At 42.9% G+C, this 21,794-nt stretch carries 27 protein-coding genes and 1 riboswitch; of the genes, 8 read left to right on the forward strand and 19 right to left on the reverse strand.

The genetic code is table 11. The features are described from left to right. Window positions 1-6: 6 nt before the first annotated feature. Window positions 7-624, reverse strand: a complete 618-nt coding sequence (gene hdhQ, locus AC0OMA_RS11015) for an Mn(2+)-dependent (deoxy)ribonucleoside pyrophosphohydrolase (protein ID WP_015383915.1) — start codon at window positions 622-624, stop codon at window positions 7-9. Window positions 625-639: 15 nt separating this feature from the next. Next, window positions 640-1,122: a glutathione peroxidase gene (locus AC0OMA_RS11020; RefSeq protein ID WP_015383916.1), complete on the reverse strand. Its 483-nt coding sequence runs from the start codon at window positions 1,120-1,122 to the stop codon at window positions 640-642. Window positions 1,123-1,463: 341 nt separating this feature from the next. Between AC0OMA_RS11020 and metA the strand changes: the two genes are divergently transcribed. From metA to cspD, 4 genes are all read left to right on the forward strand, one after another. After that, on the forward strand, window positions 1,464-2,369 hold the full coding sequence (gene metA / locus AC0OMA_RS11025) for a homoserine O-acetyltransferase MetA (protein WP_004398721.1): 906 nt from the start codon (window positions 1,464-1,466) through the stop codon (window positions 2,367-2,369). 229 nt (window positions 2,370-2,598) lie between these two features. Then, a complete protein-coding gene (locus tag AC0OMA_RS11030; protein ID WP_015483359.1) occupies window positions 2,599-3,747 on the forward strand; it encodes a diglucosyl diacylglycerol synthase in 1,149 nt (382 codons plus the stop codon). An 80-nt stretch (window positions 3,748-3,827) separates the two neighbouring features. Continuing rightward, window positions 3,828-3,974, forward strand: a complete 147-nt coding sequence (locus AC0OMA_RS11035) for a hypothetical protein (protein ID WP_144052042.1) — start codon at window positions 3,828-3,830, stop codon at window positions 3,972-3,974. A 15-nt stretch (window positions 3,975-3,989) separates the two neighbouring features. Continuing rightward, a complete protein-coding gene (gene cspD, locus AC0OMA_RS11040) occupies window positions 3,990-4,190 on the forward strand; it encodes a cold-shock protein CspD (protein WP_003230776.1) in 201 nt (66 codons plus the stop codon). Window positions 4,191-4,241: 51 nt separating this feature from the next. Here cspD and degR read toward each other — a convergent pair whose 3' ends face one another. Then, window positions 4,242-4,424: a transcriptional regulator DegR gene (gene degR / locus AC0OMA_RS11045; protein WP_003230774.1), complete on the reverse strand. Its 183-nt coding sequence runs from the start codon at window positions 4,422-4,424 to the stop codon at window positions 4,242-4,244. Between the two features lie 155 nt (window positions 4,425-4,579). On the opposite strand from degR, the gene AC0OMA_RS11050 reads away from it, so the two are divergent. Next, window positions 4,580-4,849 carry a DUF2564 family protein gene (locus AC0OMA_RS11050; protein WP_474222117.1) on the forward strand — a complete coding sequence of 90 codons (270 nt, stop codon included), beginning with the start codon at window positions 4,580-4,582 and terminating at the stop codon, window positions 4,847-4,849. 27 nt (window positions 4,850-4,876) lie between these two features. Here AC0OMA_RS11050 and AC0OMA_RS11055 read toward each other — a convergent pair whose 3' ends face one another. Both AC0OMA_RS11055 and AC0OMA_RS11060 read right to left on the reverse strand, forming a co-directional pair. Continuing rightward, on the reverse strand, window positions 4,877-5,059 hold the full coding sequence (locus AC0OMA_RS11055; RefSeq protein ID WP_004399003.1) for a zinc-finger domain-containing protein: 183 nt from the start codon (window positions 5,057-5,059) through the stop codon (window positions 4,877-4,879). Further along, a complete protein-coding gene (locus tag AC0OMA_RS11060) occupies window positions 5,052-5,732 on the reverse strand; it encodes a ribonuclease H family protein (RefSeq protein ID WP_015483362.1) in 681 nt (226 codons plus the stop codon). The genes AC0OMA_RS11055 and AC0OMA_RS11060 overlap by 8 nt, the downstream gene beginning before the upstream one ends. An 82-nt stretch (window positions 5,733-5,814) precedes the next feature. On the opposite strand from AC0OMA_RS11060, the gene AC0OMA_RS11065 reads away from it, so the two are divergent. The 3 genes from AC0OMA_RS11065 to sspL are packed head-to-tail and all read left to right on the forward strand — an operon-like array spanning window position 5,815 to window position 7,072. Then, on the forward strand, window positions 5,815-6,504 hold the full coding sequence (locus tag AC0OMA_RS11065; protein WP_047182776.1) for a queuosine precursor transporter: 690 nt from the start codon (window positions 5,815-5,817) through the stop codon (window positions 6,502-6,504). Next, window positions 6,504-6,902: a reverse transcriptase-like protein gene (locus tag AC0OMA_RS11070; protein ID WP_047182777.1), complete on the forward strand. Its 399-nt coding sequence runs from the start codon at window positions 6,504-6,506 to the stop codon at window positions 6,900-6,902. The genes AC0OMA_RS11065 and AC0OMA_RS11070 overlap by 1 nt, the downstream gene beginning before the upstream one ends. Window positions 6,903-6,943: 41 nt before the next feature. Then, a complete protein-coding gene (gene sspL / locus AC0OMA_RS11075) occupies window positions 6,944-7,072 on the forward strand; it encodes a small, acid-soluble spore protein L (RefSeq protein ID WP_003218255.1) in 129 nt (42 codons plus the stop codon). A 7-nt stretch (window positions 7,073-7,079) separates the two neighbouring features. Here sspL and exnP read toward each other — a convergent pair whose 3' ends face one another. The 14 genes from exnP to kdgR form a co-directional block, all read right to left on the reverse strand. Beyond that, entirely contained in the window at window positions 7,080-7,970 is an 891-nt protein-coding gene (exnP, locus tag AC0OMA_RS11080; RefSeq protein WP_015383924.1) for a 5'-3' exonuclease ExnP, read from the reverse strand. Window positions 7,971-8,070: 100 nt separating this feature from the next. Further along, on the reverse strand, window positions 8,071-8,217 hold the full coding sequence (locus AC0OMA_RS11085) for a hypothetical protein (protein WP_003230761.1): 147 nt from the start codon (window positions 8,215-8,217) through the stop codon (window positions 8,071-8,073). Between the two features lie 74 nt (window positions 8,218-8,291). Next, window positions 8,292-8,549 (reverse strand): YpbS family protein, encoded by a 258-nt coding sequence (locus AC0OMA_RS11090; protein ID WP_015383925.1) that lies wholly within the window; start codon window positions 8,547-8,549, stop codon window positions 8,292-8,294. 64 nt (window positions 8,550-8,613) lie between these two features. Continuing rightward, window positions 8,614-12,195 (reverse strand): dynamin GTPase, encoded by a 3,582-nt coding sequence (gene dynA / locus AC0OMA_RS11095; RefSeq protein WP_474222118.1) that lies wholly within the window; start codon window positions 12,193-12,195, stop codon window positions 8,614-8,616. Between the two features lie 175 nt (window positions 12,196-12,370). Further along, entirely contained in the window at window positions 12,371-12,460 is a 90-nt protein-coding gene (gene fbpC / locus AC0OMA_RS11100) for a Fur-regulated basic protein FbpC (protein ID WP_100069434.1), read from the reverse strand. Window positions 12,461-12,530: 70 nt separating this feature from the next. Then, on the reverse strand, window positions 12,531-13,037 hold the full coding sequence (gene bpsB / locus AC0OMA_RS11105) for an alkylpyrone methyltransferase (protein WP_004398552.1): 507 nt from the start codon (window positions 13,035-13,037) through the stop codon (window positions 12,531-12,533). A 3-nt stretch (window positions 13,038-13,040) separates the two neighbouring features. Next, entirely contained in the window at window positions 13,041-14,138 is a 1,098-nt protein-coding gene (bpsA, locus tag AC0OMA_RS11110) for a type III polyketide synthase BpsA (protein ID WP_474222119.1), read from the reverse strand. Window positions 14,139-14,210: 72 nt separating this feature from the next. Continuing rightward, the gene (gene pbuX / locus AC0OMA_RS11115; protein WP_474222120.1) at window positions 14,211-15,527 is read right to left on the reverse strand and encodes a xanthine permease PbuX; all 1,317 of its coding nucleotides are present in this window, start codon (window positions 15,525-15,527) and stop codon (window positions 14,211-14,213) included. Further along, window positions 15,524-16,108 (reverse strand): xanthine phosphoribosyltransferase, encoded by a 585-nt coding sequence (gene xpt, locus AC0OMA_RS11120; protein WP_032726019.1) that lies wholly within the window; start codon window positions 16,106-16,108, stop codon window positions 15,524-15,526. Before xpt ends, pbuX begins: the two co-directional genes overlap by 4 nt. Before the next feature lie 90 nt (window positions 16,109-16,198). Further along, a riboswitch (purine riboswitch) is annotated at window positions 16,199-16,298 on the reverse strand. A gap of 141 nt (window positions 16,299-16,439) precedes the next feature. After that, window positions 16,440-17,945: a carboxypeptidase gene (gene ypwA / locus AC0OMA_RS11125; RefSeq protein WP_047182781.1), complete on the reverse strand. Its 1,506-nt coding sequence runs from the start codon at window positions 17,943-17,945 to the stop codon at window positions 16,440-16,442. A gap of 111 nt (window positions 17,946-18,056) precedes the next feature. Beyond that, entirely contained in the window at window positions 18,057-19,049 is a 993-nt protein-coding gene (kdgT, locus tag AC0OMA_RS11130; RefSeq protein ID WP_015483365.1) for a 2-keto-3-deoxygluconate transporter, read from the reverse strand. A 44-nt stretch (window positions 19,050-19,093) separates the two neighbouring features. Then, complete coding sequence (eda, locus tag AC0OMA_RS11135) at window positions 19,094-19,684, reverse strand: bifunctional 4-hydroxy-2-oxoglutarate aldolase/2-dehydro-3-deoxy-phosphogluconate aldolase (RefSeq protein WP_015383933.1); 591 nt, start codon at window positions 19,682-19,684, stop codon at window positions 19,094-19,096. Window position 19,685: 1 nt separating this feature from the next. Then, on the reverse strand, window positions 19,686-20,660 hold the full coding sequence (kdgK, locus tag AC0OMA_RS11140) for a 2-dehydro-3-deoxygluconokinase (protein ID WP_047182783.1): 975 nt from the start codon (window positions 20,658-20,660) through the stop codon (window positions 19,686-19,688). Window positions 20,661-20,697: 37 nt separating this feature from the next. Next, window positions 20,698-21,717 (reverse strand): pectin utilization transcriptional regulator KdgR, encoded by a 1,020-nt coding sequence (gene kdgR, locus AC0OMA_RS11145; RefSeq protein WP_047182784.1) that lies wholly within the window; start codon window positions 21,715-21,717, stop codon window positions 20,698-20,700. Window positions 21,718-21,794: the final 77 nt, after the last annotated feature.

A 21,794-nucleotide genomic window follows, 5' to 3' on the forward strand; every position in this document is an offset into this window, starting at 1 on the left:
CTTCTATTACGACGTTTTGGCATCAATCCCGGGTATTTCTTTTTCTAATTGGCGGACAAACTGAAGCATAAAATTGTGTCTTTCTTCTGCCAGTTCCCGTGCAGTGTCTGTATTCATCATATCTTTCAGCCGCAGCAGCTTATGAAAAAAATGAGCGTAGGCGCTTCGATCATCTCCATAAAGGCCATGCCCGTTTGCGCCCGCAAACATGAAAGCTCTCGCAATGCCGACAGCACCAATCGCATCAAGTCTGTCAGCATCCTGTACGGCTTTTCCCTCAATTGAGAGCGGCTCGTTCGCCAGCTTTTCCCTGTCTCGAAAGGACATCCTTGTTATAATATGAATCACTCTGTCTGCATTCTCTTTTCCTACTCCGAAAAAAACGAGCTGATCATATACTTCGCTCACAGAAAGCCTGACCGTGTCAGGCAGCTTCACATCAATTAAATCATGAACCAAAGCCGCCGTTTCAACAATGAACAAATCCGCTTTTTCCTTTTCTCCAATATACGCTGCAAGATCTGCTACTCTTGATACATGATGCCAGTCATGTCCAGAGCTTTCCTTAGTCAGGATAGATTGAACCCATGCCCTGATTTGCTCTTCCTGCTTCAATTCCTTCATAAAAGCACCCTCTTTTTATTGCTCTAATAGCTTCACGATATCGTCTTCCAGCTCTTTCGGATTTGTATTTGGTGAATAACGGCCAACGATTTCTCCATTTCTATCCACTATAAATTTCGTGAAATTCCACTTGATCGCCTTAGTTCCCAGCATCCCTTTCGCATGTTCTGTCAAATACACAAACAGCGGGTGGGCGTTTTTCCCGTTTACATCCACTTTTGAAAACATAGGAAATGTAACACCGTAATTTGTTTCACAAAATTCCTGTATGTCAGCCTCTTCACCAGGCTCTTGGTTCATGAATTGATTGCAGGGGAAGCCTAAGATCTCCAGCCCCTCCTGCTGATATGTATCATATAATTCCTGCAGCTGCTTCAATTGGGGAGTAAAACCGCACTTACTTGCTGTATTCACGATCATCAGTACCTTTCCCGCGAAAGGCTGAAGTGTCATGTCTTTCCCTGTGATTGTACGTACCTTCATATGATAAATAGACATGTAAGTCCCTCCTATTCCCTGGTGCTGATTATTTTACCTTTTTTAAATCGCAATCCAAAATGTAAACATCAATTAAGAACTCATAAGAAACTTAACGATATGAGCGTCCGTTCATTATCAATTCATATGGCTCATTTTTTATCTTATCATTCTATAAAACATTACAATTCCCTCTGACATCTTTGAAAATCATTTTACTGTGAAACCAAAAGGCATGTCAGTGCGTTTTATTTAAAGAGTTTTCTGTTGTTTCCCCCTCAACACGTATAGATAGATTGAAAATTGGCGTGAAAATTCCTATAATGAAGAAAATTAAACGGGGAAATAATGGAGGTGGCACGTTGCCTATTAATATACCTACACACCTGCCGGCAAAACAGGTGCTTGAAAGTGAACATATATTTGTAATGGATGAAAGCAGAGCATTTCATCAGGATATCCGGCCGCAAAAAATTATTATATTAAATTTGATGCCGAAAAAAATCCAAACAGAGACTCAGCTTCTCAGATTGCTTGGAAATTCGCCTTTACAGGTTCATTTCACATTTTTAATCCCAAGCACACACACGCCGAAAAATACTGCGAGAGAACACCTTGACGAATTTTACACGACTTTTTCCAATATCCGTCACAAGAGGTTTGACGGCATGATTATCACCGGTGCGCCGATCGAGCATTTGGCGTTTGAAGAGGTTTCATATTGGGAAGAGCTCAAGGAAATTATGGAGTGGAGCAAAACAAATGTCACTTCAACCTTGCATATTTGCTGGGGTGCTCAAGCAGGTTTGTATTACCATTACGGTGTGGAAAAAATTCAAATGCCGAAAAAAATCTTCGGTGTGTTCGAACATACCGTTCTTTCAAAACACGAAAGATTGGTAAGAGGTTTTGACGAGCTATACTACGTGCCGCATTCCCGGCATACAGATATAAATATGGAACAGCTTCAAGCAGTGCCCGAGTTAAACATTCTTACCGCATCAAAGGAAGCCGGGGTTTGCTTAATTGTGTCTAAAGACGAAAAACAAGTCTTTTTGACAGGGCACCCTGAATATGATACAAATACGCTCCTTCAAGAGTATGAAAGAGATTTGGAACGAAACCTTTCTACTGTCGAGGCACCTAAACATTATTTTGCAAAAGGCAGCAACGAGCCAGTGAATCGCTGGAAAGCGCATGCCACATTATTGTTTATGAATTGGCTGAATTATTACGTTTACCAAGAAACTCCTTATGAATGGGACTAATTTTTCTTTTTTAGTGATACGCTGAGCAAAAAATATGATAAAATACATCTGATTCAGTCTGCGTATAACAAAAATTTAAAATACTGGAATCCAAATCATTTAAAATTAGCTTAACTTTTTCACTGCATTAATAATTCGATTATGTATTTGTGTTATGTTTATGTATAGACAATAACTCCTTACGATGCATGAAGCTTGCTTGTTGTTGATTACATTGAGGTGAATTTACTTGAATACCAATAAAAGAGTATTAATTTTGACTGCAAATTACGGAAATGGACATGTGCAGGTAGCCAAAACACTTTATGAACAATGTGTACGGCTCGGCTTTCAGCATGTAACAGTTTCTAATTTGTACCAAGAGTCAAATCCGATTGTTTCAGAGGTAACTCAATACCTTTATTTAAAAAGCTTCTCAATCGGGAAACAGTTTTATCGTTTGTTTTATTACGGAGTTGACAAAATCTATAATAAACGCAAATTCAATATTTACTTTAAAATGGGTAATAAAAGATTGGGCGAACTTGTCGATGAACATCAGCCCGATATTATTATTAATACATTTCCGATGATCGTCGTGCCTGAATACAGACGCCGAACCGGAAGAGTCATTCCTACCTTCAACGTTATGACTGATTTTTGTCTTCATAAAATTTGGGTTCACGAAAACGTGGATAAATATTATGTGGCGACAGATTACGTGAAGGAAAAACTGCTGGAGATCGGCACTCATCCAAGCAACGTAAAAATCACAGGAATTCCAATCAGGCCGCAATTTGAAGAATCCATGCCGGTTGGCCCGATATATAAAAAGTACAATCTTTCACCAAACAAAAAAGTGCTTCTGATCATGGCAGGTGCTCACGGTGTATTAAAGAACGTAAAAGAGCTGTGCGAAAACCTTGTCAAAGATGACCAAGTGCAAGTGGTTGTCGTGTGCGGGAAAAATACGGCTTTAAAAGAATCTTTGAGTGCGCTTGAGGCGGAAAATGGTGACAAATTAAAAGTTCTGGGCTATGTGGAGCGCATTGATGAGCTATTCCGGATCACAGATTGCATGATTACCAAGCCTGGCGGCATTACTTTGACAGAAGCCACAGCCATTGGTGTGCCTGTCATTCTGTACAAACCCGTGCCTGGCCAGGAAAAAGAAAATGCAAACTTCTTTGAAGACCGCGGAGCTGCCATCGTCGTGAACCGCCATGAAGAGATTCTCGAGTCAGTCACTTCCCTTCTTGCAGATGAAGATACCTTGCATCGCATGAAGAAAAACATTAAGGACCTTCATTTAGCAAACTCCTCTGAAGTGATTTTAGAGGATATCCTGAAGGAATCAGAAATGATGACTGCCAAACAAAAAGCCAAAGCACTATCATAATGGCGTACTAGAGAGCATACGAAAATCGTGTGCTCTTTTTATTTATATTCAGCCATTAATAAAAGCGGTTACATTTTTTTATGAAACTTGCCCTTCTTTTGAAAAATAAGCCGTTTCACAACTTGACGGGTGCTCCCAGATGGTGTATAGTTGAACCATCATTTAACAATGAATCAACGTTAAATGGTGACAAAATTTTTTTTAGCACACGGGTGCTACAGTACTAGGAGGAATTAAGCAATATGCAAAACGGTAAAGTAAAATGGTTCAACAACGAAAAAGGATTCGGCTTCATTGAAGTTGAAGGCGGAGACGATGTATTTGTTCACTTCACAGCTATCGAAGGAGATGGATACAAATCATTAGAAGAAGGACAAGAAGTTTCTTTTGAAATTGTCGAAGGTAATCGTGGACCTCAAGCTTCTAATGTTGTAAAACTCTAAATTCAATACATGATGATGAGATGACAAATAGAGGAGAGGCATTCGCCTCTCCTATTTGATTTTCATCTGGATTTCAATCGCCAAAATGTTTTGTTTGCACCTCTGTTCAATCTCTTCAACATACTTTTCCATTGACGGTTTTCCTTTTTTCGCGATATCCGCCAGTTCTTCTAAATCACTGTATATTTCTATAAATGTTTTGTGAAGGATCAACTTCAAGTCTTTATCATCCATAGCTGCGTTCCCCTTCTCTATCAAGATACCTCAAATAGTAAAACAGTCCTATTTATTCTGGTTCAATAGTTATATCGGCTTATTTTTATTTTCTTTTCTATTTTGGTACATAAATTTCAAAAAAACTCTGCAAAATAATGGCGGAGGTGTTTTTGGTGACTTCAGAATTTCATAATGAGGATCAGACTGGCTTTACGGATAAGCGGCAGCTGGAACTAGCGGTGGAAACAGCGCAGAAAACAACAGGAGCTGCGACGAGAGGCCAAAGCAAAACATTAGTCGACTCTGCATACCAAGTCATTGAGGATGCTAGAGAACTGTCACAATCTGAAGAGCTGGCAGTTCTCGATGATCCTGAATTTGTAAAGCAGCAACAGCAGCTGCTAGATGACAGCGAGCATCAGCTCGATGAATTCAAAGAATAAAAACCGCAGCTTCTGCGGTTTTTATTTTTAGTGATTGGTTAAGACATCTCCGTATTGTTTCAGCTTTTCACCAACCGTACATTTATTGATACAAAATGAATGCGCATAAGTTTTGCCAAATTCTTTGCGAAACTGCTTCTTAATAAAACAGTCCTTGCAATATTCATCGTGCAGTTCTGTCAGTTCTTTAAAGATCATTTTCTTATCCAATTTCGTCATCTCCGTTACGGTCTAATTTCGTGTGGCTTTCTACGAATTGATGGGATAGAATTTTTTTAGCGAGGCCGTCAGCTTCCTGATTGTCTTTTCGTTGTATCGTTTCGTAGGTTGGAGTAAGCTTCAGCGATTCAAGGAGTGCTTCTATTTTGTCGAGCCATTCATTATGAGATGGATCATAACAAGGCCAGCTGCCGTCAAGCTGATTCAGCACAACAAGCGAGTCCCCTTTGATTGTAATTGAATTTCTGCTTGCCCCAAGCTCTCTTACTTCTCTTATTGCTTCATAAAGCGCTGCGTATTCAGCTTCATTATTGGTTTTCAGCCGGAAGCTTTTATTTTTTCTCAAGCGATGCCGGGTTCCTCCCAATGAATAATAGATGACGATCCCGAGACCGGCCAATTCGCTCTCCTTATCGAAACTGCCGTCAAAATAAACAGTAATGTCATCAGGCTCTTGAGCAAGCTCCTCTGTCAGCTTTTCCAATTCCTTCAGCGTCCAGCTGCCGCCTTTCTCGTCTTCGAACTCTAGCTCCTTCATGTATGGAAAACGGCCAAGTTCTCTGGCGAGCATACGTGCCTGCTGTGCTGTCAGCCAGTCTTCGCTAAAAAATGAGACGGATCCCGTTCCTTTTGCTTCTATTTTCAAATGCGGTCTGAGCTTCATTACAATCACCTTACCATTCATTAGTTGCCGGGCTTATGCTATAATCAAACCAATCTTACCCCGGAAAGGAAGCTTTTTCATCTTGTTTAATAATTCGTTTTGGATCTTTTTTGCGATCATTCATTTTATCATTGTTCTTTTATTTTATAAAGGATTTGGCAAAATGGGACTGTTTGTTTGGATCGGTTTTGCGACAGTCTGCGCCAACCTCCAAGTCGTCAAAACAGTCGAACTGTTTGGCTTAACAGCGACACTCGGGAATGTGATGTATGGCACAATCTTTTTTGCGACAGATGTGCTGAATGAAAAATACGGACCAGCTGAAGCCAGAAAAGCGGTATGGCTCGGATTCTCAACGCTCCTGACGCTGACGTTTGTCATGCAGGGCGTGCTGCTTTTCGAACCGGCTTCCAGCGACATATCACAACCAGCGCTGGAAACGATCTTCGGATTCCTTCCGCGAGTTGCGTTAGGAAGTCTGCTTGCCTTTATCTTCAGCCAAACGCTGGATGTTTATGTATATTCGGCAATTAGAAGGATATTTCCTTCTGATCGGCTTTTATGGCTCAGAAACGGCGGCAGTACAGCAGTCAGCCAGCTGTTTGATACATTCATATTCACTGCAGTCGCCTTTCTCGGCATTTATCCGGCAGGCGTGTGGCTTCATATTTTTATTTCTACATATTTGATTAAGTTTGCGGTATCTTTGATTTCATTGCCTTATGCATATGCAGCCAAAAAAATGATACCTAAAGATGAAAGGAGTTCATAATGCCTACAGAAATATACATAGACGGAGCAAGCGCTGGTAATCCCGGGCCTTCCGGTATCGGCATTTTTATCAAACATGAGGGAATAGCAGAATCCTTCTCTATTCCAATCGGAGTGCATACAAATCAGGAAGCGGAATTTCTTGCATTAATTGAAGGGATGAAGCTATGTGCAACGCGCGGGTATCAATCGGTTTCCTTTCGAACCGATTCAGATATTGTGGAACGCGCCACTGAGCTTGAAATGGTTAAAAATAAAACGTTTCAACCGTTCGTAGAAGAAATTATCCGATTAAAAGCGGCATTCCCTCTTTTTTTCATCAAATGGATACCGGGCAAGCAAAACCAAAAAGCCGATCTTCTGGCAAAAGAAGCGATTCGGCTGAATGAAAAGAATTAAATCTTGATTATTGGTTCATCCTAATGGCGAGGTGAACTAACATGAAAAAGAAAGATAAAGGCCGGCTGACCGGCGGTGTTACTCCGCAAGGCGACCTGGAAGGCAATACACATAATGACCCTAAAACAGAGCTTGAGGAAAGAGCAAAAAAAAGCAATACAAAACGCTAGAGAAGATCTAAACGATCTCTCTAGCGTTCAGCTTTTCAAGCATACGCTCAATTCCTTTGATTTGGTGGCGGCGAAGCATGTCAGCCGCCTGCTCCATTTGCAAATTAAATAAAGCGTCTTTCAGTGTGCAGGCCAGCGGCACTGAGCAATGAATTTCCGCAAGCTTCCTCGACATCTCCAAATCGCTTAAACCTTGCTGAATTTTTCCCTGCTGTCCTTTTGGAAGAAGAGCAAGATTTTCCAATAAACGGTCAATCGTTTCGTATTCACGAATCAGTTTGTAGGCTGTTTTTTCTCCAATCCCTTTGACTCCGGGATAGTTATCACTGGAATCTCCCATAAGCGCTTTAATATCAATCAAAGCCTTCGGCATTACGCCTGTTTCTTCATAAAAAATCTCTTTTGTATAGACTTTATAATTTCCGATTCCTTTTTGAAGCAAAGCAACGCTTACTTTATCCGTTAACAGCTGAAGTAAATCTCTGTCCCCTGTTACGACCGTAATGTCCGCTTCATTCGCAAATAAATCGGCAAGAGTACCGATACAGTCATCCGCTTCATAGCCGGCAAAGCCAATATTCATGATTCCAAGCTCTGCGGCTGCTTCCTTTGCCAAATCAAACTGCGGAATCAGCTCCACAGGCGGCGCGCTGCGGTTGGCCTTATAATCTTGGAACAAGTCATTTCGGTACGTTTTGCTCCCCATGTCCCAGCAGCAGACGACGTGTGTCGGCTGGAATGTTTCCACAGCTGTAATCAAATGCTTTAAAAAGCCGTTGACGCCGTTCGTCGGCACCCCGCTGTCATTTATCATAAAGTTGCGATGTACGGCCGTGGCAAAAAAGGCCCGGAATAAAAGAGCCATGCCGTCAACCAGCAATAGTTTATTATTATTCATCAAATAACTCCCTTTTCTTTCATTCCTTCTATTTTATCATAAAGCAGCCCAAAAATAAAAAACAGTATCTCTTTAATGAGAGATACTGTTTGGATATTTATCAATCGTTGTGTCTTTTGTTGCTTGCGATCAGCTTTTCAGCTTCGCGTCCTGCGTAAGAGTCAAAATGGGTTTGAAATCCGTTTTTCTTTTTGGCATTGTTATTCGCCTGTGCATTTCTGTTTCCGAGCTTTGTTCTGCCCAACATGAATCCCCCCTTACGTCGGATGCATATAGTATATGCTTCCGGCAGGAGATTCACTCGCGACAGGATCATCCAGCTTACATGCGGCTTACGTATTCTCTGACCATTTCTTTTGATACAAGCCGTCTTGTCGGGACGATGCCTTTTTTAGCGAGCTGATTCATTTGCTCGGTAATTTCATTAATTGCATCTGTAGTATAAGGCTCATCGTTTTTGCATTTAGCAACAGCTTCTTCAATCGCCAATTCACGCAAATTTTCAAGACGCATAAATGCTTTGATATGCTCGTGCTGTTTTGATGAATGTGCTGAAATTGCTTTATGTACCTCTGACATTAATCGTTCATCTCGCTTTTTTCTATTTAGTCTATCATGACTTGAAATACAAGCCAACTGAATTTTACATTTTTATTGTATTGTCTGAATTTTTCCAGGAGATGCACGCCTGGTACGCTATTTCAATCTCTTTCGCATGTTCCCCTTCCGCATATCCTCTTAAATATGTCTCTTTTTGATCCGTTATTTGCGCGATTGCTTTTTCACCCATATCTTCCTGTAAGCGTCTGAGGTGAGCAGTGTAATGAGAGATCAGGCTTTCTTCTTCATTTTTTATCCATGCCTCTGTGATTTTCGTAAGTTTCATCCGTACAGCTTCGATAAAGGCCGATTTTCCTTTCTGCTCAAAAAACTGCTTCGGTGATTTGACCTCTTTTAGTTCCTGCTCAAAAGCACGTTCTTCTATTTCTGGTTCAACTTCCTTCAACTGTATGCCGTTCGAATGCTGATCACCCGCATAAACGGAAAAATAACCGTCCTCGTTTAATGTTTTTTGAAATTGATCCAGCCATTCTTCATTGATATGCCTTTCGATGAAACCGCTCATGCGAACATCAAGCGTTTTGATTTCCTGAATATATTCAAATTGATATTCATGTAAGGCTGTTGTCATCGCCTTACTGACGTTCTTTTTCCAATCCCCGTTTTGCAGCCCGGGATGAAATGCCGATTTTAATAAATCATTTGCAAAATATGATAATCGCTGTGTAATGTGATATAGTTGCTCTCTTGTATCTTTTTTTACTTTTTCAATGATGGTTTCTGAGTTCATCCGTTTCTCGATATCGGCCGCTGTCCGCTCAAATGACAGCATAAGGCGCTGTTTCTGCGCTTCCTTCTCTTCTCGGGACTGATGCTGGGATTGGTGAAGCTGAAAAACAGTTTCGCATAGTTTGTCTGCCTCCGAACTGAGCTGCGCTGCTGACGCTTTTTTTACATCCACTTCGATAAACCGGTCTAAGTGTTTTCTTACTTTCGAGAACTGATTGTAAAATGACTCCGGTTTTCCCATCAGTTCCTCCTTACTTGATACGGTAAAGAGCTGCGGCTCATAAACCCCTTCTTTTACAAGCTCTGCGCTGACATAATCGGTCACTGTTTCGAGCTCTGTTTTATCTTTTGCAAGGTCTGCAGCATTAATAATAAAAAACATTTTATCCATGCTGAGCGATTCTTTCACAAGTCCAAGCTTTCGCAAAAATGAACGGTCTCCTTTTGAAAAAGAGTGCTGATAGTAAGTCATATAAAAAAATGCATCAGCATCTTTGATATATTGGAATGCCAGTTCTGTATGCCGTTTATTCATGCTACTCGCGCCGGGTGTATCAACGATCGTAATCCCTTTTTCAGTAAGCGGACATGTATAGTAGACCGTTACCTCTTTCACAGCACAGGCCGTTGTTTCCTCTGCTACATACGGCTTTAATTCAGAGAGCGGAATCGTTAATTTCTTCTGTTCCTGTATATACTGCTGATACTTCTCGTATGCAAGCAGAAAATTGCTGATCAATTTCACGTGTTCTTCCTGCAGCCTGTTTTTTTTGACTGCCTTTTCCCACTTCTCTGTGAAGGAACGGCCTGCCGGTTCCTTTGGTATTCCGGTGAGCTGTAAAATTTCAGCCGTTATGTCATCCTCTGTCTTAAACACTACATCCGCTGTTTTGTTTAAGTTTCCATTGATTGGCTTTGTGATCTTGTTAATTGTCGCTGTGGTTGGAGTTGGTGAGGATGGCAGCACTCTTTCGCCGACAAGCGCATTGGCAAATGATGATTTCCCCGAGCTGAAGCCTCCAAAAAGAGCGAGTGTAAATTTCCGTTCCTCAAGCCTTTTCACCCTTTCACGAAACGCTGAAGTTTGCTTTAACAACATGCTGCATTCGCCTAAAAGGTCAGACAAAGTGTAAAAGCGTTTGATTTGGTCTTGAAGCGGCATTTCTTGTTCCATTTTGATTTCTGATTTCGGCATCGGCTGCGCCGTCAGCTGGCTTCGGCCTTGTTTCTGCTCTGGAGCCGCCACTCTTGTTTTCTTCGATTTAAACCATTCTGTGTCTATATGCATTGGGCATGCGGACTCTTCTTCCCAAATGGCCCAAAGGCGATCGGTTTTCTCTCGGGCATGATTCTCTAAACGAGCTTGTTCTTGAAGAAAGACAAGTTTTTCTGATTCTTGGACGAGCCGGTCGTTAATCGTTTGCATGTCTTTGGAAACACGCTCTTTCACCATAGCGGAGAGCACCTTTATGATGTCTGCGGCTTCTCTTTTCGCCTCTTTCCGGATGAGCTCTGCCAAGTCTTTTGTATATTGCAATACATATTCAGAAGAAAAGGCTGCACCATGCTTGACCGCGCGTTCAATGATGCTTATATCAAGCGGTGTGCGATAGGCCTGAATCAGCTTTTCACTTTCAGCGGTATAGACATCAAATGCCTTGGCGAGTTTATGAAGCGTGTCTATTATATGCCAATCCGCTTCGGCCTCTGTTCGTTTTGCCACATCAGAGAAAAAAGCATTCCGCCTTTTATCTCTTTCCTGTGCAGTTTTCGCTTTAGAAAAGAAAAAGCCGGTTTTAAAGGAAGGCTCTTGTGATTCTAAAAATGCAGCCGCCAATTCACGCATTTCAAAAGGCGTCAGGTTGGCGTTTTTTAAAATACGATTGATTTCTTCCTGCATCCTCTTCTCTGCCTCAGTCGTTTGTTTTTCGGCCTCATCCAATTGATCACGCAGCGATTGGACCAGTCCAGTTTGGATATTAAGCTGTTCAGCGAAACTCGGAGCGCCTGTTTCGTCTTTCTTCAGCATTTCCGTATGTTCCTTTAGCAGATTACGGACTTTTTGTTCGGTTAAAGCCTGCATATTGCTTTTTGATTGCTGTTCTATTCTTCTTAACTCTTCTCTCAGGGCCCCCATCTGATTGAACGGGTGGTCCGGTTCTGTTACTGACGTAAAATAGAGCGCTTCCTTTGAAATCCCTTCATTGCAAAGCATCTCCTCTACCTGCGCTTTATAGTCTCCAAATTTCGTCTCCGTCTCATCATGGCGGTCAATTTGATTGACGATAAAATACACATTCGGAATGCTTTCTTTTATTGATCTGAGAAACTTTACATTTTCCTCAGAGTGCACGTGATTATAGTGAACGACGTAAAACAGCGCATCCGCTTGGTGAAGAATAGAAGCAGCCGATAGAAAATGCGCATCATCTGTTGAATCTATCCCTGGAGTATCAATATACGCAACCCCGGAATCGATCTCAGTATATCTGTCAAAAATTTCGACGCTTTCAATCTGTTCCCCGTCTTTACAATATTGCTGCACCTTGTCTTTCTGGTAAGCCCCTTCCAGCTCAGCACACGCTCCGTCTGTTGTATGAAGCCGAACTCGCTTTTCCCCGTTTCTGATCACAACAAGGTTAGCGCTTGTCGGAATCGGGCTTGTCGGCAAAATATTCTCCATTAACAGGCAGTTCAGCAGTGACGATTTCCCCGCTGAATAATGCCCGGTAAACGCGATATAAACCTCTTCATCAGCCGCTTTTTTCATGACCGCAGCCAGTTTAACAGCCCTTTGTTCATCTTGATTCTCAATAAATTGCTTATAAAGTTCCCCAGTTTTATGCAAAAGCTCTTTTCTGTTTTGATCTGTCATAAGTCTGAACCCCTTTGTGCCGTTTCAATTGTGAACCTTTTTCGAAAGATCTGAATTCATTCCCTTTTCATTTTACACAAGAATAAACCAAATTTCTTTAGGAGAATAGAAAAAAGCCGCCATTACGGCAGCTTCTATAAAAGAAAATCTGCAACTTTTACAAGTTCCAGATTCATCAAACAGATTTATTAGAGATTCCTTTTAATACAAAACCAATTAATACACTATATGTACAAACCGCTCCAAGCAAAAACAGCATTGTCATTTGCTTCACCATCCTGATTGAGAATCTTTTTCAAATTCATTTTAACATGGTTGAGAATGATTTTCAATCGCTATTTTACGCTGTATTCCTGTAATGCTTTGTCTTCTGCGCGAATTCTGACGCTTAACAACACGGCATTGAAAATGGAAAACAGACACATGGTGACGTATGCTTGATAAAGCAGCGGAATCAACAAAATTTCGAGTATAACAACGGCATAGTTTGGATGTTTCATCCATTTATATGGACCTTTTTTTACAAGCTCTACACCTGGAACAACAAGGATTTTCGTATTCCAATATGCCCCTAAGGAACAAAGCGCCCAATACCGTACGATCTGTACGCTTAAAATAACTGCAGCGATACCGAGCCACCAGCTGGACGGCTGTTTATTCATCAGCAGCACTTCGGCAATTAAGGACAGGAAAAAAAGGATATGCATCGTAATGATATACGGATAGTGGCTCTCGCCAAATTCAATTGCTCCTTGCTTCTTTACCTTTTGTTCGTTTTGCCTGGCCACTGCCATTTCTGCTGCTCTTTGAACAATGAGAATGGCGATCAACAACCAAAACATGAGTCAGGCCCCCTTTTCCCAGCTGAATAATAGCAACTCTGATGAGAAACCCGGCCCTAATGCGCCAATCATTCCTCGTTCAGCTTCCTTTTTATGTCCGTTCTGCAGATGGTCTTTTATCACATACAAGATTGTGGCTGAAGACATATTTCCGTGCTTTTGCAAAATGGTTTGCGCAGATGAAAGCTTTTCTGACGACAGCCCGAGACTTTTGATGTATGCATCGATCACTTTTTTTCCGCCTGGATGAGCCAAAAAAACACTGATATCATGGAATGACAGCTTATGTTTGTCCAAGAAAATCTGTACATTTGTTTTGAGCCATTTTTCCACCAAGGTCGGAATGTCTCGTGAGAAAATGACTTTGAATCCTTGATCGGTAAAGTCCCAGCCCATGACATCTTCTGATTGTTTCATCAAAACAGATTGGGCGTCCATTATCTTCGGCGCAAGCTTCAGCTTTGACATCCTGCGGTACGCCTTCTCTCCGCATAATAAAGCTGCGGCAATGCCGTCACCAAAAAGCGAGGTGCCGATCAGATTGCTTTTTGTTTTATCTTCCGGCTGGAATGTCAGGCTGCACAGCTCGGCAGCAATGACAAGCACAAAAGCCTCAGGATACGCTTTGCAGTATTCGGCTGCACGCGCAAGTCCGCTGGCTCCTCCTGCACAGCCAAGCCCCCAAATCGGGATCCGCTTCGTATATGGAGAAAACGGAAGTTCATTCATAAGCCGCGCCTCGATACTCGGTGTGGAAAGACCTGTACTGGAGACGAAAAAAACAGCTTCCACTTTCTCATAAGGAATGGCTTCTTGAAAAAATTCCGGATGAGAGAGGCACTCACGAACAGCCGCTCTGCTGTGTTTAAGTGTTTCTTCTATGTATATTTGATTTTTTTCTTCAAAGCTGTGCCCCTCTTTATACCATTCAATCGGCTTAACAAACTGTCTCGAATGGATTTGCCCGTTTTTAAAGGAGGATAACAGCCGGTCAATATCCTTAAAAGAATGCTGAAACATATAGCGGGCGAACTCGGCCGCTTTCTCTTGGTTTACATTATACGCAGGAAGACTTGTTCCAATGGATAAAATAAACGCCATGCGATCACCTCTTTGCATACATTGTGCCGCAACAATCTTTTTTATATGCAAAAAAACTCCGCCGCGGCGGAGTTAGACTGCTGTTTTTTGTTCAGCGAGGTCAGCTTCTTGTTCTGTTTTTTTAGCTTTAGAAAAAACGTTATATACAATATTTAAGACGACTGCAGTAAAGCTGCCCGCCACAATGCCATTCGTTGTAAGCAGCGTTAAGGCACTCGGAAGCTGTTTGAAAATATCCGGCACAACGGTCACACCGAGCCCCAATCCCACTGAGCAAGCAACAATCAGCAGATTTTCCTGTTTCGCAAAATCAATGCGGCTGAGCATTTTAATTCCGTAAGCAATCACCATTCCAAACATCGCCACCATTGCACCGCCCAAAACAGCGGATGGAATAATGGTCGTGAAAGCAGCGATCTTTGGAAACAGCCCAAATGCCATTAGGATCATACCTGTGACCACAATGACGGCATTTTTTTTGATCCCTGTGAGCTGAACAAGCCCGACATTTTGAGAGAATGCCGTGTAAGGAAAAGCGTTAAAAATACCTCCCAGAAGCACAGCCAGTCCTTCAGCTCGATAGCCTTTAGACAAATCTTTCTCTGTCAAACGGCGGTTTGTCAGGTCACCTAAAGCAAAGTAAACACCAGTTGACTCCACAAGGCTGACAATTGCAACGATGGACATCGTAATGATAGGCGCTGCATGAAAAGACGGCGCGCCGAAGTAAAATGGCTGAATCATTTGAACAACTGCCGCGTCCGAAACATTATCAAATTGAACTTTCCCCATGAAATAAGCGATGAAGGTGCCAATCAAAATACCGATCAAAATCGAGACGGACTTGATAAAGCCTTTTGTAAAACGGTACAGAAGCACAATGATACTCAACACGGTAAAAGCAAGAACAAGGTTGGAGAGATCTCCGAAATCTGCACTTCCTTCTCCGCCGGCCATGTTATTCATGGCAACCGGCATCAGTGTAATACCGATAATCGTAACAACAGAGCCTGTCACGACCGGCGGAAAAAACGATACGAGCTTTCCAAAGAAAAATGAAATAAGAATGACAAGAATGCCTGAAGCGATAATGCTGCCGTAAACTGTTGAAACCCCATATTCAGATCCAATCGCAATCATTGGCGATACAGCTGTAAAGGTACATCCAAGCACTACCGGAAGCCCGATCCCAAAAAATCGGTTGCTCCACACTTGCAGAAGTGTAGCCACACCGCACATAAAAATATCAATTGATACTAAGTAAGTCAGCTGCTCGACGGTCAGTCCCATTGCTTTTCCGACAATCAGAGGAACGACAATGGCGCCGGCATACATGGCGAGAACATGCTGAATCCCTAAAGACAGCGTTTTGCCGAATCCATTTCTCATGAATGAACCTCCTGTACGAAGGACACTTTTCCTTCTTCTAAAGACTGAATTCTTGCCAAAGATTCCACTCGGTAGCCCAGTTTTACAAGTTCTTCTCTTCCCGGCTGAAATGACTTTTCAATAACAATGCCAATTCCCGCGATAGAAGCTCCCGCTTGCTTCACAATCGACACAAGCCCGTGCGCTGCCTGTCCATTTGCCAAAAAATCATCGATAATCAGCACATGATCCTGTTCCGACAGGTGGGTCCCAGACACTGCGATTTGGCTTTCTGTTTGCTTCGTAAAGGAATAAACAGACGCTGTCAGCAAGTTGTCGGTGAGTGTTAACGATTTATGCTTTCTCGCGAAGACAACTGGCACACCCAGCTTCAAGCCCGTCATTACAGCGGGGGCGATACCTGATGATTCGATTGTCACAATTTTGGTAATACCGTCTTTTGCAAACCTGGACGCAAATTCGTCACCAACTCTCTGCATAAGCAGCGGATCAATTTGGTGATTCAAAAAAGAATCCACTTTCAATACCTGATCAGATAATACGACGCCTTCTTCCTCTATTTTCCGTTTCAGTGCTTCCATCCTGTCTTACCTCCGTTATGAGAATAAAAAAAGCATTGCCCGCTCAAATAAAGAGCAAGCAATGCTGATATCACAAAAAACCGTACACGTGCGGTTCCATTGCTCACCCATAGTCGGACATTTACGGTGCCCGGTAGAAACTTGCGTGCCATATCCACGCGATTATATGAGTGTTCCTATTATATTGTAATAAATTATATCAAGATTCTAATCTCTTGCATAGGCTGAAAATAAAAATTCCCGAACTTTATTTTTGTTTTTTTAGATATCATTCGTATTTCAAGGGTATACGATATAAAAGAGCCTGACGACCGCGCCGCCAGGCTTTTGATTATGACAGATAGAGATTTGAATATTTGTTTGATAAATAATCAATTAAATAGCGAACATTCAGCTCTTCTCCTGTTGCATCTTTAATAATGTCTAACGGCTTTTTCCGTTTTCCGTGAATGTGCACCTTTTCCGTCAGCCATTGCTTTATCGGATGGAACTCTCCTCTTTCCAAGAGAGCGTCAAATTCAGGGAGATCCTCAAGCATTTTTTGTTTCAGCTGAGCCGCATACATGTAGCCGAGCGCATAGGATGGGAAGTAGCCGAAATCTCCCCCTGCCCAATGGACGTCCTGTAAAATCCCCTCTGCGTCGGTCTGCGGTGTAATCCCTAAATAATCTTGGTATTTTTGATTCCAAAGCGACGGCAGATCTTCCACAGACACTTCATTGCTGAAAATCGCTTTTTCAATTTCATAACGGATGATGATATGAAGAGGATACGTCAATTCATCCGCTTCAACCCTGATAAATGAAGGTTTTGATTCATTGATTGCCCGGACAAAATCATCCAGGGAGATGTCCTTGAACTGTTCAGGTGATGCTTCTTGAATCTTCTGATAGTACGGTGTCCAAAAATGCTTGTTGCGGCCGATAAAATTCTCGTAAAATAATGATTGCGATTCATGGATTCCCATTGATGCGCCGTCTGACAAATTCGTGCCACTGAGTGCTTCATCAATATTTTGCTCGTATATCGCGTGCCCGCACTCATGAATGGTGCCAAAGATCGCCGTCCGGAAATCTTTTTCATCATATCTCGTCGTGACCCGAACGTCTCCTCGGTTCAGCGTAGTTGCAAACGGATGAACGGTTTCATCAAGTCTTCCGCCATCAAAATCGTAGCCAAGCTCCTGTAAAAAATACAGACTGAGCTCTTTTTGCTTTTCTTTCGGGAACGCTTTTGTAATAAAGCTTGTATCTGGTTTATTTCCGGAAGCTGTCACCTGTTTAACAAGAGGGATAATCGCTTCCTTCAGCTCAGTAAACAGCTGATCAAGCACCTTTACCGTGACGCCGGGCTCAAACAAATCAAGCAATGCATCATAAGGATGCTCTTGATATCCCCAATACGTAATAAAACGTTTATTGAATTCAATCAGCTGTTCTAAATAAGGAGAAAACAAGCTGAAATCAGATTTTCCTTTCGCTTCCTCCCACGCTGTTTCTGCCTTTGAACACAGAATCACGTATTCTTTGTATTCAGCCTCAGGGATTTTCTTATTCTCTTCATACTCTTTTTTCGCCAGTTCCACTGCTTTTTTCGTATCTTCCGACAAGTCATCAAATCGTTCATACAGGACATCGATAAGCTCCTTCATTCGATCTGATGTTTGGATATTGAATATATCTGTTGAAAGCTGGCCGATACTTTCGGCACGATCCTCTGAGCCGTTTTTCGGCGCGCCTGTTCTGGAGTCCCAGTGCATTAACGCAACTGCTTCGCTGTAATGTGAGATTCTTTTTAAAAGATCAAAAAATTCTTTTTCATATGTATGTATCTCCATATCCATTCCCTCCCTATTCTAGCCGTTCCATTACAGGCTAATGGAAGGGGGTATGAAAGTCAAATTGTTTGTATAAAAGGCTGCCGGTATGTTTGGCGGCAGCCTTTTTATTCAGTTGATCGTCATTTGATTTTTTGGCGGAGGTGTTCTCCGCTTTTTCTTCTTGATTTTTTTATCTACCCACACTGTTGCCAGCGGGGTTAAGAGCGAGGTGACAATAACACTTGTCGCGATGATTGCAGTTGCCGATTCAGCAACTGGCGCAAATGATGCATTCGCTTCAGCTAATGCGTATGGCACAGCTACAGCCGCCCCCGCCGTAGAAGAAGCGGCCACTCCCGCGACACCATCTCCCCGCGCAATAAAACGATCAAGCAAAAACAAAGAACTGCCCGATAAAATGACGACAGAAACTCCGATAAAAATGCCGAGCAGCCCTGATTGGATCAGCATTCCAAAATTCAAGGTATTGCCGAGCGAAAAGGCGAAAAATGGAATGATCGCCGGCACAACCTTGCTGAATAAGTCTCTGAGATCGTGATCCAGATTTCCAAGTATACATCCAAGTAAAAACGGGATGACTGTCGCTGCCAGCGTTTCCCATGGGAATGCGGCAAGTCCCGTCACACCAAACGTCACCATGGTCATAAAAGGACCAGATTCTGTACTGATAAAGGCGAAAGCGCCCGCATCCTCTTTTCTTCCCATGTGATTCATGAGCGCCAAATACAGTCCGCCGTTCGTTTCATTCATTACCGCGACAATTGCTAAAACAGAAAGGCCTGCAAAAAAGCCGGATTGTATGCCTTCGTCAGGTATAAATTGCGCTGCGATCACGCCGAGCAGCGCCGCAAATCCGACCTTTCCCAATAATAACGTGATTCCTTTTCTTGCGATATAGCCTGAAGAACGAAAATCAATCGTTGCTCCTACGCAAAAGATAAAAACACCCAGTATCGGCAGCGTTCCGGTAATCAAAGCACCCGTAAACCCTCCAAAGAACTCCGCTGTTCCAGGGGCAAACGTGTTGAGCGCCGCTCCAAGAAATAGCGGAATAATCATCATTCCGCCAGGTACCCGTTCAATTGTCGCCTTGATTTTCATATTGTGGATTCTCCCATCCTCCGGTTATGAAAAAACAATTCCACTTACACTTGGAAAACAGCCTGCAAATCCTCTTTTGAACAGCTGCCCAGCTGGCTGCCGACTCCGACGGCGCCAGCTCCGGCTCTAAGCCAATCCGGCACTTCAGACGGATGTATCCCGCCTGTCGGAATAAAGGTCACCTGCGGGAAAGGACCCGCTAAATTTTTCATGAACGGGATGCCAAACACACCGCTTGGGAACAGCTTTAATGTCGTAAAACCGAATGTCAGCGCTTCCATAATTTCGCTCGGAGTCAAGACGCCGGGGATATAATGTGTCTTTACAAAAGATAGATGTTCAGCAAGATCAGCTGAAAAACCCGGACTGACAATAAACTGCGCGCCAGCCTCAGCAGCTTCCCCAGCTTGCTGCGCGGTGATGACCGTGCCCGCGCCAATTAAAATATCTTCCCTATTACGGAAGGATTCGATGATATCTGATGCCCCGGGGGTCGTATACGTCACTTCAACTGCACGAATCCCTTTATCTAATAAACTCTCAATCTGCTGACAGGCCTCCTGCTTATCCTTTGAACGAATGACTGCAATCAGCTTTGCTTCTTTCAGACGGTTTTCAACGACTTTGGACTCCATATTAATAATCCCCTTTCTTTTGGTGAACCGTTCTTTGAGCAGATAAAAAAGAAGCTAATTTCTCCCTGGTCGGCAAACCGTCCATATCCCCCGGTGCTTGCACTTGTAAAGCTCCAATCGCATTTCCCCTTTTCACCGCATCCTTGTACGACAAACCGTCTAGGATACCGCTGATTACACCGACTGCAAATCCGTCTCCGGCGCCGACCGTATCAACCACCCGGTCGACCCGGCAGCCTTCTAGAAATCCTTCACTTGTCCCCGTTTTAAAGTAAGCGCCTTCTTTTCCGAGTTTAATAGCAACAAAGCTGGCACCTTTTTTCAAATAATAGTCGGCAATGCCTTCAGGTGTTTTTTCTCCGGTCAATAGCTCTCCCTCTGCGATACCCGGGAAAAACCAGTCTGCAAGCCCAGCCAGATCATTAATTGTGTGTACCATTGTTGCTTGATCAGGCCAAAGCGAAGGTCTTACATTAGGGTCAAATGAAATGGTCTTCCCTGCGTTTCTCATGTCGTTCATGACATGATACGTGAAGTCTTTCATCTCGGCTGACAAGGCAGGCGGAATACCTGTCACATGCAAATGGCCTGCGCATTGAAAATAATCTCTCGGATATTCAGCTGAAGTTAATGTGCTTGCAGCTGAGTTTTTCCTATAGTAGGTAACTTGCGGGTCGCCTTCTTTCACTTTTGACTTCAGCAGCAGCCCGGTGGGATTTTCGTCCTGCGAGCGGATCACGCGGGACACATCCACTCCCTCTTTTTTAAGTTCCTGTACAATAAACGTTCCGAGCTGATCATTGCCGACCTTGCTCATCCATCCCATTCGGAATCCGAGTCTGGCAAGGCCGCAGGCGACATTGCTTTCTGCTCCGGCAAGCCCTTTAGAAAAAGTGGATACTTCATGAAGGCCTCCATACTCATTTGCGTAAAACATGGCCATTGATTCCCCGAATGTCACCGCATCAAGCTTCATCTCTTCCCAACCTCCTCTTAGTTGAGGGCACCTAGGATTAAAGTGACTTTCTCATGATGACTTTTGCCTCTAATTCAATGGTTTGAGGCGCTCCTTTGTCACCTTCAATCCTTTTTAATACACGTTCCATCGCCGTCCTGCCCATATCATGTGACGGCTGGGCGATCGTTGTAATGCCTGGACCGATCAGTTTGTACCACTCCGTATCATCGAATCCTGCAATCCCTATATCTTGAGGGATGCGCAGGCCAAGCTCTTCCATACAGCTGATGATTTTCAGCATAATCAAGCCATTCAAAGCCAGAATCGCTTTTTTTTGCTCCGGCATTTCCTTGTGAAAAGAACGAAGCGCCGCCTTAAGCTGCTCCTTGTCCTTTACGTCAATTTCATGCAATCTGACAAGCCCGTTCACATTTTGAACCAAAGCCATTTCCTGATACACAGCTGCTCTTTCTGCACGAGGGCTGATAGAGGAAATCGGTTCGGTAAACAGCGCGACATCAGTATACCCTTTGCTGTACACCTTCTGAAGAATCTCTTTTGTGATCCATCTGTTGTCAGTCGTTACGGTATCCAGTTTCAGATCCGGCAGTTTCCGGTCAATTAAGATTGTTGGAATTTGCTGTTCAGCAAAAGCGCGCAGTACATCCTTGTTTTCCCCTGTTGCGTTTAAAATCAGGCCCTCAACCGAATGGGCTTCTAGCTTTAAGAGCATTTCCCGCTCTTTTTCAGGACTGTTATCTGTGTTGCACACCATAATGCTGTATCCATATTGATCACAAACCTCTTCGACTCCCCTGAAAGCAGCGACCGAAAAAGGATTTGTAATGTCAGCCACAACAAATCCGATTAACTTGCTTTTTTTTATTTTCAAACCTTGTGCCATTTTACTCGGCCGATAATTCAATTCTGCGATTGCCTTTTTAATGTTTTTCACTTTTTCAGGAGAAATCGCGTCAATTTTTCCGTTAATATAGCGGGAAACTGTCGATTTCGAAACTCCTGCACATTCAGCTACATCTTTGATGGTTGTATGGCCTGTTGTTTTCTTTTTCATTCAAGTGCTCCTGTATCTCATATATTTGAAACCGATTTCAAAACCGTTACAACAAAAGGATACCATAATTTTAAAAT

Source organism: Bacillus sp. AMCV2, from assembly GCF_056033925.1.

What these genes read in the sequence shown, in the direction of transcription:
- AC0OMA_RS11085 (WP_003230761.1), bottom strand. Translation starts at nt 8,217, where the DNA reads ATGTTGGGCAGAACAAAGCTCGGAAACAGAAATGCACAGGCGAATAAC.
- eda (WP_015383933.1), bottom strand. Translation starts at nt 19,684, where the DNA reads ATGGAGTCCAAAGTCGTTGAAAACCGTCTGAAAGAAGCAAAGCTGATT.
- dynA (WP_474222118.1), bottom strand. Translation starts at nt 12,195, where the DNA reads ATGACAGATCAAAACAGAAAAGAGCTTTTGCATAAAACTGGGGAACTT.
- fbpC (WP_100069434.1), bottom strand. Translation starts at nt 12,460, where the DNA reads ATGACAATGCTGTTTTTGCTTGGAGCGGTTTGTACATATAGTGTATTA.
- AC0OMA_RS11090 (WP_015383925.1), bottom strand. Translation starts at nt 8,549, where the DNA reads ATGTCAGAGGTACATAAAGCAATTTCAGCACATTCATCAAAACAGCAC.
- AC0OMA_RS11060 (WP_015483362.1), bottom strand. Translation starts at nt 5,732, where the DNA reads ATGAAGCTCAGACCGCATTTGAAAATAGAAGCAAAAGGAACGGGATCC.
- degR (WP_003230774.1), bottom strand. Translation starts at nt 4,424, where the DNA reads ATGGATGATAAAGACTTGAAGTTGATCCTTCACAAAACATTTATAGAA.
- xpt (WP_032726019.1), bottom strand. Translation starts at nt 16,108, where the DNA reads ATGGAAGCACTGAAACGGAAAATAGAGGAAGAAGGCGTCGTATTATCT.
- bpsA (WP_474222119.1), bottom strand. Translation starts at nt 14,138, where the DNA reads ATGGCGTTTATTTTATCCATTGGAACAAGTCTTCCTGCGTATAATGTA.
- cspD (WP_003230776.1), top strand. Translation starts at nt 3,990, where the DNA reads ATGCAAAACGGTAAAGTAAAATGGTTCAACAACGAAAAAGGATTCGGC.
- kdgR (WP_047182784.1), bottom strand. Translation starts at nt 21,717, where the DNA reads ATGAAAAAGAAAACAACAGGCCATACAACCATCAAAGATGTAGCTGAA.
- AC0OMA_RS11035 (WP_144052042.1), top strand. Translation starts at nt 3,828, where the DNA reads ATGAAACTTGCCCTTCTTTTGAAAAATAAGCCGTTTCACAACTTGACG.
- exnP (WP_015383924.1), bottom strand. Translation starts at nt 7,970, where the DNA reads ATGAATAATAATAAACTATTGCTGGTTGACGGCATGGCTCTTTTATTC.
- pbuX (WP_474222120.1), bottom strand. Translation starts at nt 15,527, where the DNA reads ATGAGAAATGGATTCGGCAAAACGCTGTCTTTAGGGATTCAGCATGTT.
- AC0OMA_RS11070 (WP_047182777.1), top strand. Translation starts at nt 6,504, where the DNA reads ATGCCTACAGAAATATACATAGACGGAGCAAGCGCTGGTAATCCCGGG.
- kdgK (WP_047182783.1), bottom strand. Translation starts at nt 20,660, where the DNA reads ATGAAGCTTGATGCGGTGACATTCGGGGAATCAATGGCCATGTTTTAC.
- kdgT (WP_015483365.1), bottom strand. Translation starts at nt 19,049, where the DNA reads ATGAAAATCAAGGCGACAATTGAACGGGTACCTGGCGGAATGATGATT.
- AC0OMA_RS11020 (WP_015383916.1), bottom strand. Translation starts at nt 1,122, where the DNA reads ATGTCTATTTATCATATGAAGGTACGTACAATCACAGGGAAAGACATG.
- ypwA (WP_047182781.1), bottom strand. Translation starts at nt 17,945, where the DNA reads ATGGAGATACATACATATGAAAAAGAATTTTTTGATCTTTTAAAAAGA.
- hdhQ (WP_015383915.1), bottom strand. Translation starts at nt 624, where the DNA reads ATGAAGGAATTGAAGCAGGAAGAGCAAATCAGGGCATGGGTTCAATCT.
- sspL (WP_003218255.1), top strand. Translation starts at nt 6,944, where the DNA reads ATGAAAAAGAAAGATAAAGGCCGGCTGACCGGCGGTGTTACTCCGCAA.
- bpsB (WP_004398552.1), bottom strand. Translation starts at nt 13,037, where the DNA reads ATGTTTTGGTTGTTGATCGCCATTCTCATTGTTCAAAGAGCAGCAGAA.